Raw genomic sequence first — 10,890 nt, 5'->3', positions numbered from 1 at the left:
GGGAAACGGGAATCGGGGTGCAGCGTGGCATCGTGTCATCAACTCATCGGCGAAACTCAAGACAGATGAGTAGGATGCCATCGATCGCCCAGAAACAGTATTAGGACTTTCACTCTAGACCACTAGCGCTCACTCATGGCTTGGCTAGTGCCGCTGCCTGTTCATAGTGCTCGAGCGCATCGAGATAATCAGCGTTTTCGCGGGCAAACTCGCCCAGATCATAGAGGTCCCCGGCGTCTATCAGATCAACCGGATCGTGAGCCGACATCTCGGCATCGGTCAGATACTGCGACAGCAGACCGGCCACCGCGGACTTGGAATCCAGACCAGTCAGCTCCGCTAGATTCCGCGAAACGTCGACCGCAGTCACGTCGGCCAGCTTCTGGCCCGCTTCACGACATTTCTTAGCTGCCTCCTTGACGTCAACAACTGCCAACTTAGCCAACCCGTCGCGCAGCTTGTCGCGGGCTTCTTTCAGCTTGCCGTCTTTTGGATGGGTGACAAACAGCTCGGCGACGTCGTCATGGATCGCCTCTATCTCGCATAAGCGGGAGTAGTAAACCTCTGCCCTCGTATCCGAGCAGAAACTGCCGACGTATTTGGGGTTCTTGATCTTGTCACTGCCTTTGCCGGCATCCTCGGCCGCCAACTCGTAATGGCCAGCCTCGAGTGCGCTGCGCGCCTCAATGAGTTTGCCCTCGGCCTCCAACAGATGGTCATCGGATGGCCCGGTGACAGCACGCACCCGGTCGATCAGCCGCTCCAACTCGCTGACCGCCAATGCGGCCAAGTCGGTCTGCAAGCTCGATGGGTCGTAGCCATAGGCGTCGCCGATCTCTTGGAGCTTCTTGATCGCTTCTTTTAGGCCTTTGCCTACGTTTTGTGGTTCTCCTTTCAGAAAGGCCTCGAACGCCGTGTTGACATTTTTGAGCACCTTTTTCTCGAGGTCCTGCACCATCGCGATCGGCGTTGCGGAATCGTCGATCAATGATTGCACCTGGGTGCGGATCGCAAAGAGCGACGAGGAAAAGGTCATCGAGTCGCTGGCGACCAACACCGTCATCGGCGTGGTGTTCACGTTGATTTCCCGGATGAACTGACCTCCGTAGAACTCACCGCCCTGCAAACCGGTGACCAAGAGTTTGGGTACCGACTTGTTGGCCGAGAAGGTCACCCGGTTCGTGGGTCGATCCCAGGTCGCGCGAATGGTTGCCGAGCGGGCGACGAGACTCGCCTCGGTCTTCTCCCCCAGCAAATAGTAGGGCGGGTTGCTCACCGGAAGCACCATCAGCTTCTCGTATTCTGCAAACACCGCGTTCAGCCAGTCGAACATGAGTGTGCTGCCGCCACCGTAGTCCGCCAGGTTCGTCTGATGGAAATAGTGCGGCCATTTCTTGAAGGACAGCATGTGGCGCAGGGCCGTATCGGCTTCTGCCGCGAGAATCGCGTCATAGTTCCGCGTTGCGCAGATGGCGCCGGGGATGGTGCAGGGATCATCGCCCTGAGCGATCCACCGCCAATGGAAGATATAGTTGTACTCGTCGGCCAACTGAACCGGATTGATCACGTTGTAGAAGATGTTGGTCGGCCAGCGGGGCATCAGGATGCGGTCCTGATTGCTGCCGTCGTTGACCTGGCTGATGTACTGCTCCACATTCTGATTGAGTTGAGACGCGTCCGATGCAAGGTAATCCACACCCGTGTTGGCGGCGGCCTGGAGGAACAGCGGATTGACACCGCCCGGAAAGGGCACATCGTCGTCTTGAACGTTGAGCATTTCGGGATGGAGTTCCGGATAGTCGGTGCAATTGCGATCCTTCAGCCCCGAGTGATTACCGCTGACGAGGATGCGCATGTTCTCTTCCTGTTCGGGCAGCTTCAGGAGATTCCAAACCGCGCGGTTTTTGGTGATCTCCTGCGTGATGTCCTCGACCGTGGTCAGCGTTGGGTAGTCGCAAGGGGCAGCCAGCGGATTGGGTGCCTTGTCCATGTCTGCGTGGCTGAAGGTGTGGTTGATGAAGCCGAACGCATTCATATTGGCGACTACCGCGGCCACCAGATCTTCTTTCAGATTGGCTTTCAGTTTCTTCTCTTCCGCTTCGGGATCGACTACCGCGCCAGCACCGTTGAACGGGAAGTCCAGCTGGAACCCGTTGCCGACCGTCGGATGGGCAGCGCGGAAGGCGGACTGGGCGGCAACGCCATTGAGGATGTCGCGGCCGGTCAAGCGGTACGTCAACGAGGGATTCGTAAAGCCGTCGGAGGGATCCGCAGTGTCCTTGACATCCCAGAGTTCGTCGGCGAGAAACAGGTCGTCCAAATGCGCGCTCATGTAGACGTGTCGCCCGCCGACGAAGACCCCTTGCGTTGCGAAGTTGATGAATTCGTAGCCCAGTACCTGGGAATGCACCAGGTACGAGGCGTTCGTGATGCTCGATAGCAGAACCTGTCGGCCGTCCTCATAGTGCAGGATCGAAACCAGTGTCTTTCCCGGATCGGGATTCCCCGAGGTGTCGGCGGCAACCAGAAGAGGCTCGACGGAGGGCGTCGTTCCATTCGGTGGGGCGGGAAAAGTCAGGAAAGGGTTGCCGCTGAAAGCAAAATCTGTGATGGGTAGCGGATTGGAGGTGTTCACATATCCGAACACCTCCGGCCCGCCGGCGCGGCCCTGCCAGCGACCAATGGACCTCGCGGTATCGCCGTCCACATTGTTTCCAATGTCGGCCATGCCATAGTTGTAACCTCCGGCATCCCCAGTACCCGGAAAGCCGGAGATGACCGCTTCGCGGACCTTGAAGTCCACTTCATAGGCGTGAAGCGCCTGCCACTCCTCGGGAGTCAGGATGGTTTGCATCGTGTCGGTCAGGATGATGCCGTTGTAGTTCCCCACGCAACCGGCGGCAGCGGCCTTACAGCCGTTCGGCGAGAGCGTCTCGGCGGTCATGTCCTTCTTGCTCGTGTCATGAAGGTCATAGGGCACGCCCATCTCATCCAGGATGGTCCTGATATAGGCCAATCCCTGATCCTTCGTTTCGTCCGCCGTCGAGACCACCAGCACCTTCAGTTGAACGGCGTCATCGGCGAGCACCGCCGTGGCGCCAAACAGGGCGAGCCCTGTCGCTATCACGCGCAACAGCGAGCCTGCGCATGGCGGTAAAAGACACGAGGTTCTCCCCAACTGGAAGGCATTTCTCGGTTTCATCATGGACGTCTCAATTAGGTTTATGTTTCTACTTGGCTATTAGCCACAAGGACCATCAGCCCGACAGTACAATGTCGCCTGAGCCTCATTCTGGCAGCGGCCTGAGGCAGGGCAGCAGATCTACTTGTCCGTTTTATCCTTCGCTGCCTGCTCATCGGCTTTTTTATTGAAATAGGCGGCGGCCTGAAGTAATGGCGCTGGATCGCCGCCCTGCTTCGCAACAAGCTGTGCCTCCTTTGCGTACTGCTCTGCCAACTGGCGCTGTTGTTTGGCGTACGAGGTGTCTAGGCTCGCGAGCCTCTGTTCTTCGTCTGCGCGGATTTCCACGGTTTCCGTTTCAGTGAGTGAGGATTCAGCTGCACGCCCCAGCGAGGGTGTCGTGACGCCACTGATCAGAAGCAAGGAAAGAGCGGCTGTTGACGCCCACAGAGACCGATGATTGATCATGTTCAAGACCCTCCAAACGTTGATTGACTGGTAGTGATTTCAACATGGTGTTCGCGTGGCAGGTCCGAATTCATGCCGATTGATAAAGAGTCAAATGACGATGTCATGCATCACTTCGAGTCGAGGCGATGTCCGCCTGGGCAAACGCCACGAGCGTTTCCTGCTTGCGGTCGGGCACGACTTGAAACCGTAAACGGCCCGCTACGACACCACGCCCTTGCCCGCCGCGCTGTTGGCCGCGCGGAAGATTCGGATCACGGCCTGTCCACTTCGCGTCGGTGCAAGCCATCACCTCAACCGCGCCGACGACCAGCGTCTTGTGGTGCCGCCCGCGGCCTTCGCCCTGCGTAGCGCTCCCAACGAGCGTCTCGTCCACCTCGAGGGGATGCTGCGGCCCGATGGAGTCGCGCCCCGGTCTGACCATCGCCGCCCGCAGCTTATGGAGCCTGCTCTTCGGGCCATGCAATGATGTCGGCTTCGTAGTGCGTGCTCATGGCTCGACTTCCTGGTAGGCAATCAGCAAAATCCTAGCCGCCGTGACGGCGGTGCGCTACCTAGAAATTGGAATCAGTGTGTGTGTGGAATCCGTGTGTGGAATCGGTGTGTGTGTGGAAGCGGTGTGGAAAGACTCAGGGTCTCATCCTCCAACGGTTGCCGCTTCGCTGCGTTCTCGGTTGATGAGGCGAGAATGGGGATCGGGGCGCCAGGGGCCATGGTGCCAACCGCGAGCCGAAGGTGGATGAGCAGCATGCACGTCAGCGCCGAGAGACCCCGGCACGACCTTCACATCGGGCCAGTCGTCCGTCAGTTCCCGTTATCGATCGGGTGCTTGGAATTCAGAAAGGAGCCAAGGTGGACATTGATTCCCTGAATGCCGAATTCGGCATCGCCGATATCTTGCGCTTCGTCGAGGGGCGAGGCGGATTCGTGATGATCGAGATCGAGAACGCGCTGGCGACAGCGACCATCACGCCCTACGGGGGGCAGGTGCTGCATTACCGTCCACGTGAAGTCGCGGAGGATCTGCTGTTCGTGAGCGAGCGCGCCCACTTCACGCCCGGCCAGGAGAACAAAGGCGGTGTGCCTATTTGCTGGCCGTGGTTCGGTCCCGATCCTGACGGGCAGGGGCGTGGCTTGCATGGCTTCATCCGCTGTCTGCCGTGGACGGTGCACGCGGCCGAGGCCATGGACGACGGTTCGACCCGTGTGCGGCTCGGCGTCGCGGATGACGATGCAACGCGAGAACGCTGGCCCTTCTACTTCAATCTCTGGGTGGATATCCTCGTCGGCAGGACGCTCTCGGTGACGCTCATCACGCGTAACGCGGGCGACGATCCCATGCGGATCACGCAAGGGTTGCACACCTATTTAAAGGTGGGGGATGCGACCCGGGCGCGCATTACCGGGCTCGACGGCTGTCGTTACATCGACAAGGCGAGGGGCGCTCAGGACCGCTCGGTGATTCAGCGGGGGCCGGTCAGCGTGGGCGCCGAGGTCAATCGGATCTACGAAGGCGTTCCATCGCGGTTGGCGATCGAGGATCCTGTTCTGGAAAGGCGTATCCTCATCGACGCGCAGCATAGCCGTACCTGCGTGGTCTGGAATCCCTGGGTCGAGATCGCGCGAGAGATGGCGGACCTGGATGATGAGGACTATCGGCGTTTCATTTGCGTCGAGACCGTGAATACGGCCTCCGAGGTCATCGCGATTCCGCCGGGCCAGGAGGCTCGGATTGCCGCCGAATATCGTCTTGAAACACTCTGAGTAGACCGAATGAGCGAGCAAAGCCACCCAGATCTCAGCAACGATGCGCATTGGCAAACCTGGCTGGAGTGGGCCTGCGAAGCGGGCGTCTCCGTTCCCGAGGATCTGGATTTCACGGCGGCCCGCGCGCGCGTCTGGGAGGCGAGCGAATATGTCGCGATCTCGGCGGCGCGGCACCCTGCGGAATTCGCCGAGCTGATCGCCAGCGGCAATCTGCGGCGCCCCTATGCGCCCGGAGAGCTGGCAAGCCGTTTGGTCACGGCGCTCGCGGGCGTGACCGACGAGCCGGCGCTGCATCAGGCGCTGCGGGTCTTTCGCCGCCGCGAGATGCTGCGCATCATCTGGCGCGACATCAGCACTGCCGCGCCCTTGCCCGAAACGTTGGAAGACCTCTCCGAGTTGGCCGACGTCTGCGTCCAGTGCGCGCTGGATCTTCTCCATGACTGGACCTGCTCCGAGATCGGCACGCCACGCGATCCGCAGGGTAGGGCGCTGCGGCTGGTCGTGCTCGGGATGGGCAAGCTCGGCGCCCGCGAACTCAACCTCAGCTCGGATGTCGACCTCATCTTTGCCTTCGCTCACCGGGGCGAGGTGGAGGGCGGGCCGCGCACCCTGAGCAACGAGCAGTTCTTCGTCCGCTTGGGACAGAGGCTCGTTCAGGCGCTGGCCAACAACACGGTGGATGGCTTCGTCTTCCGCGTCGACACGCGGTTGCGTCCGTTCGGCGAGGTCGGACCCTTGGCCATGAGCTTCCAGGCGATGGAGGACTACTACCAGTCCCAGGCGCGCGAGTGGGAGCGCTACGCCATGATCAAGGCCCGGCCGATCGCGGGCGACCCGCGGGACGCCGCCGTGCTCATGGAGATGTTGCGGCCCTTCGTCTATAGGCGCTATCTGGATTTCGGCGCCTTCGAGTCGCTGCGCGATCTCAAGCAGATGATCGCCAAGGAGCTGTATCGCCGTGGGATGGATGCCAACATCAAGCTGGGTCATGGCGGCATTCGCGAGATCGAATTCATCGGTCAGGCCTTTCAGCTCGTGCGCGGCGGGCGGGATCCGGAGCTGCAGGTGCGGCCGATTCGCGAGGTACTGGCGCTGCTCGCCGACAGGGGGCTGATGCCTGGCGATGCCGTCACCCGGCTCGATGAGGCCTATTGTTTCCTGCGGCTGGTGGAGAATCGGCTCCAGGCTTATCGCGACAAGCAGACCCACAAGCTGCCGGAAGACGCGCTTGAGCGTCTGCGCCTGGCGAGGTCCATGGGGTTTGTCGATTGGCCCAGCTTCGCTGGCGTGCTGGAGGGTCACCGCCAACTCGTCCAGGCACAGTTCGACGAGGTCTTCGCCGCACCGGTGACGGATGCTCCCACGGGCGAGTCCGGTCTCGGGGGCGTCTGGGTTGGCGGACATGAGACCGCGCAGGACCTGGTGCTGCTCGATGAGGCTGGATTTCAGGATCCGGAGGGCGTGCGGACCCGCATCGAGCAGTTCCGTGACGTCACGGCGCGCAAGGGTCTGAGCAGCCGCGGGCGCGAGCGGCTCGCGCAGCTGATGCCCCAGGTGCTGCGGATCGTCGCCGGGAGCGATCAGCCGGACCTCGCGCTGCAGCGGGTCCTGCGTGTCCTGGAGGCCGTCGCCCGCCGCACCGCTTACCTGGCGATGCTGATCGAGCATCCCGTCATCCTCTCCCACCTCGCCCGCCTGGCGAGCATGAGTCCCTGGTTCACGGATCAGATCGGCCGTCACCCCCTGCTGCTGGACGAGCTGATCGATCCGCGGCGTCTCTACGCCCCGCTGCGTCGCGAGGACCTGGAGGCGGAGCTGGATGCACTGCTGGCCCATGTCGATGCGGAGGATCTGGAGCAGCAGATGGAGCGGCTCCATCAGTTCGCGCAGGGCAATATGCTGCGGGTCGCGGCGGCTGATCTGACCGAGGTCATCCCGCTCATGGTCGTCAGCGACTATCTCACCGAGATCGCGGAAGTCTCGGTCGGGCGGGTGCTGCGGTTGGCCTTCGAGCACTTCATCGCGCGCCATGGGCGGCCGACCTCGATCCTGGGCGAGGACAGCGGTTTCCTCGTGCTGGGCTATGGCAAGCTGGGCGGGATCGAGCTGGGTTATGGCTCGGACCTGGATCTGGTGTTCCTCCATGGCGGGGAGTCGATCAACGCCATGACCGAGGGACCCAAGGACATCAGCAACGAGCAGTTCTACGCGCGGTTGGGCCAGCGCATCATCCATATGATGACCACGCAGACCGGGTCGGGGACCCTCTACGAGGTCGACATGCGCCTACGCCCGGACGGCAACAAGGGCATGCTGGTGCGCTCGCTGGCCTCGTTCGCCGCCTACCAGGCGACGGATGCCTGGACCTGGGAGCATCAGGCGCTGGTGCGCGCCAGGCCGGTTGCGGGCGACCCCGCGCTCTTCGGGCGCTTCGCCGAGATCCGCCGGGAGATCCTCTGTCGCACGCGCGACCCCGAGGAGCTGCGCACCCAGGTGCGCGAGATGCGGCTGAAGATGCGCGAGAGCCTGGACAAGACCCGCGACGGACGCTTCGACCTCAAGCAAGGTGCCGGCGGTATTGCGGATATCGAGTTTATGGTTCAATACGCTGTCTTGCGCTGGGCGGCGGCGCATCCGGAATTGACGGACTGGACGGACAATGTGCGGCTGCTGGAGACCCTGGCGCGGCTGCATCTGCTGCCCGGGCAGGCCGCCCAAGACCTCACTGACGCCTACAAGGCCCTGCGTGCCGCTTACCATCGCAGTGCGCTGCAAGAGCAGCCGAAGACCATTCCCGTCGATCAGCTGTCCGAGCAGCGCGATCGGGTCCGGGCCTTGTGGCGTACCTTGATGGAAGCATGACGGCGCGCTCGCGTCGCGCGCTTCCGGCCGCGGCCCGGAGTCGGCGCCGCGGGATTTTTTGGCGTCTATAGCGAGCTCGGGGCCGATCCCCGGCGAAAGCGGAGTTGAAACATGGCGACGATGGCAGACCGTGACGGCCTGATCTGGCTGGACGGTGAGATGGTGCCTTGGCGTGAAGCCAAGACGCACGTACTGACGCATACCCTGCACTATGGCATGGGCGTCTTCGAGGGGGTTCGGGCCTATCAGACGTCCAGGGGGGCGGCCATCTTTCGCCTGCAAGAGCATACCGACCGCCTCTTCAACTCGGCGCACATCCTTGGCATGAAGATCCCCTGGGACCGCGACACCCTCAATCAGGCCCAGCGGGATGCGGTGCGTGAGAACCAGCTGGAGTCGGCCTACATCCGTCCGATGTGCTTCTACGGCCCGGAGGGGATGGGACTGCGCGCGGACAACCTGGAAGTGCATTGTATGGTCGCTGCCTGGTCCTGGGGGGCCTATCTGGGCGAGGACAACATGCGCAACGGCATCCGCATCAAGGTGTCCTCCTTCACCCGGCACCACGTCAACATCACCATGTGCCGCGCCAAGGCCAACGGCAACTACATGAACTCCATGCTGGCGCTGCAGGAGGCCCTGCGCGACGGCTATGACGAGGCGCTCCTGCTGGATGCCTCGGGTTACGTGATGGAAGGCAGCGGCGAGAACGTCTTCATCGTGCGCGATGGGGTGCTCTACACGCCGGACCTGACCTCCGCGCTCGACGGCATCACCCGCCGGACCGTCATGATGCTGTGCGACGAGCTGGGCCTGAAGGTCGTCGAGAAGCGCATCACCCGCGATGAGGTCTACATCGCCGACGAGGCCTTCTTCACCGGCACGGCCGCCGAGGTCACCCCGATCCGCGAGGTCGATGGGCGTGCCATCGGTTCCGGGACGCGCGGCCCGATCACGGAGCGGTTGCAGAGCCTGTACTTCGATCAGGTCCATGGCCGCCGCGACCAGCACCCGGAGTGGCTCAGTCTCGTGTGAAGCATTCGAGCTCGTCAGCCGGGCTCGATGCCGCTGGCGAGCTGCCGCCCATGTCCGCGATGTCGAAGGTTAGGAGTCGAGAGGAGTCATTCATGTCCGATGCCGCCGCAGTCCAGACGCAAGAGGCCCCGATCCAGGTCAGCCGCAAGGATCTACCGCTCTCCTGTCCGATGCCAGGCGCGACGCTCTGGAATATGCATCCACGCGTCTATCTACCGATCGAGGACGCGCCCAACAAAGAGGCGATGTGCCCCTACTGCGGCGCGCATTACGTCTTGAAGGACTGATATCCCCCCATCAACTCGGTGAGCGCCACGGCTGGAGCCGTGGCGCTCATGCTGCCGTCGCACCCTCTGGCCGCCAGGGTCCGTGCGGCGGCAATTCCGCCTCCCCGTCCAGCCCGATGCCCGTCCCGGCAGGTCAATGGCTGGCGCGCTTCTCTCTGCGTTTCAGCCAGACCTCCAATCCCTGCGCGTTCAGCTCGGTATCGACGACCAGCAATTCCTGGACGCGGCTGTCTGTGAGCGCGACGCCATGCCCGCGCGCGCTGGCGATGAGATGGTTGGTGACCGCTGTCTTGAGGCGCATCGGGCGTTCGTCGTCCGCCTTGCCTTCTTCGGCCAAGGCGATGTCGGCCAGGGCTCGGATGCTCTGACGAAGGTCGTCGACCAGATCGCCGGGGCGATCGATACGGCCATAGTGCGTCAGATACATGGCTTCGGGCGCGTAGGCCATGAGGGCGTCGAGGCTGGTCTGCCAGGACTCGGGATCGAAGGCGACCGGGGTCGTCGGCGCGAAGAGCCAGGGGCCGGCGGCCGTGTCGAATTCGCGGTAGGCGATGCCGAAGGTGTCGCCCGTGAAGAAGCCCTTCGTCCGTGCATCGAAGATGCAGCCATGGTGATTGGCGTGCCCGGGGGTATCGACGAAGGTCAACACACGTCCGTTGAGGTCGAAGGTCTGGCCGTTCTCGGCGATGATGACGCGCGCTTCCGGGATGGGGAGCAGGGTGCCGAAATCGCGCGCGAAGGCCTCTTCGCCGTAGACCAGCGTGGCCCCGGCAATCAGCTTGCTGGGGTCGATCATGTGAGGCGCGCCCTTGGGATGAACGACCAGGCGCGCATTCGGGCAGGCCTGCATGAGGTTGCCCGAGCCGCCGGCATGGTCGAGGTGGACATGGGTCGGCATGACGTAGTCCACATGCGCTGGGGTCAGGCCGAGTGCCTCGATGACGCCGATCAATCCGGGAAAGGTGTTGGCCGTTCCCGTGTCGACGAAGGCCAGCCGGTCTCCCGAACGAATCAGATAGCAGGCGGCGAGGCCGTGGCGGTAGAGACCGGTCTCGATGCAGAAGATGCCGTCGGCGATCTCCTTGAAAGGGGCGTGGGACATGCGGATCACTCCAAGGCGGTTGCTAGGGGCACTGTTGCCGGATGGCCCCTCGCATCTGAGAAATGAGAAACAAGCTCCGAAGTCTAAACGAAGGCCACCCGTTTTCGCGGGGCGGCTGACGCCTGCACGTCGAAGCCCGCGATGATGTGGCCGAACCGATGACCGCTCCAGTCGCTTCAATGGCGAGC

8 protein-coding genes are annotated in these 10,890 nt (G+C 62.5%); 4 read left to right on the top strand and 4 right to left on the bottom strand.

Annotation, left to right across the window (positions count from 1 at the left end):
* Positions 1 to 133: 133 nt before the first annotated feature.
* From CKO23_RS18805 to CKO23_RS26905, 3 genes are all read right to left on the bottom strand, one after another.
* Positions 134 to 3,205, bottom strand: a complete 3,072-nt coding sequence (locus CKO23_RS18805; RefSeq protein ID WP_200333404.1) for an Agd3-related carbohydrate deacetylase — start codon at positions 3,203 to 3,205, stop codon at positions 134 to 136.
* A gap of 117 nt (positions 3,206 to 3,322) precedes the next feature.
* Entirely contained in the window at positions 3,323 to 3,649 is a 327-nt protein-coding gene (locus CKO23_RS18800) for a hypothetical protein (protein WP_200333402.1), read from the bottom strand.
* A 103-nt stretch (positions 3,650 to 3,752) separates the two neighbouring features.
* Positions 3,753 to 4,025 carry a hypothetical protein gene (locus CKO23_RS26905; RefSeq protein ID WP_440870580.1) on the bottom strand — a complete coding sequence of 91 codons (273 nt, stop codon included), beginning with the start codon at positions 4,023 to 4,025 and terminating at the stop codon, positions 3,753 to 3,755.
* 476 nt (positions 4,026 to 4,501) lie between these two features.
* Between CKO23_RS26905 and CKO23_RS18790 the strand changes: the two genes are divergently transcribed.
* From CKO23_RS18790 to CKO23_RS18775, 4 genes are all read left to right on the top strand, one after another.
* Entirely contained in the window at positions 4,502 to 5,413 is a 912-nt protein-coding gene (locus CKO23_RS18790) for an aldose epimerase family protein (protein WP_200333400.1), read from the top strand.
* 9 nt (positions 5,414 to 5,422) lie between these two features.
* Positions 5,423 to 8,278, top strand: coding sequence for a bifunctional [glutamate--ammonia ligase]-adenylyl-L-tyrosine phosphorylase/[glutamate--ammonia-ligase] adenylyltransferase (glnE, locus tag CKO23_RS18785; RefSeq protein WP_200333397.1), 2,856 nt, complete (start codon positions 5,423 to 5,425; stop codon positions 8,276 to 8,278).
* 111 nt (positions 8,279 to 8,389) lie between these two features.
* Entirely contained in the window at positions 8,390 to 9,313 is a 924-nt protein-coding gene (locus CKO23_RS18780) for a branched-chain amino acid transaminase (RefSeq protein ID WP_200333388.1), read from the top strand.
* Positions 9,314 to 9,405: 92 nt separating this feature from the next.
* Entirely contained in the window at positions 9,406 to 9,600 is a 195-nt protein-coding gene (locus CKO23_RS18775) for a zinc-finger domain-containing protein (protein WP_200333386.1), read from the top strand.
* Positions 9,601 to 9,733: 133 nt separating this feature from the next.
* On the opposite strand, the gene CKO23_RS18770 is transcribed toward CKO23_RS18775, so the two are convergent.
* A complete protein-coding gene (locus tag CKO23_RS18770) occupies positions 9,734 to 10,702 on the bottom strand; it encodes an MBL fold metallo-hydrolase (protein ID WP_200333379.1) in 969 nt (322 codons plus the stop codon).
* Positions 10,703 to 10,890: the final 188 nt, after the last annotated feature.

Source organism: Thiocystis violacea, assembly GCF_016583565.1.
GTDB lineage: Bacteria > Pseudomonadota > Gammaproteobacteria > Chromatiales > Chromatiaceae > Thiorhodococcus > Thiorhodococcus violaceus_A.
The sequence above is the reverse complement of the archived record's forward strand: the minus strand, read 5'-3'. Positions and strand labels throughout refer to the sequence as shown.

What these genes read in the sequence shown, in the direction of transcription:
- CKO23_RS18800 (WP_200333402.1), bottom strand. Translation starts at nt 3,649, where the DNA reads ATGATCAATCATCGGTCTCTGTGGGCGTCAACAGCCGCTCTTTCCTTG.
- CKO23_RS18775 (WP_200333386.1), top strand. Translation starts at nt 9,406, where the DNA reads ATGTCCGATGCCGCCGCAGTCCAGACGCAAGAGGCCCCGATCCAGGTC.
- CKO23_RS18805 (WP_200333404.1), bottom strand. Translation starts at nt 3,205, where the DNA reads ATGATGAAACCGAGAAATGCCTTCCAGTTGGGGAGAACCTCGTGTCTT.
- glnE (WP_200333397.1), top strand. Translation starts at nt 5,423, where the DNA reads ATGAGCGAGCAAAGCCACCCAGATCTCAGCAACGATGCGCATTGGCAA.
- CKO23_RS18770 (WP_200333379.1), bottom strand. Translation starts at nt 10,702, where the DNA reads ATGTCCCACGCCCCTTTCAAGGAGATCGCCGACGGCATCTTCTGCATC.
- CKO23_RS18780 (WP_200333388.1), top strand. Translation starts at nt 8,390, where the DNA reads ATGGCGACGATGGCAGACCGTGACGGCCTGATCTGGCTGGACGGTGAG.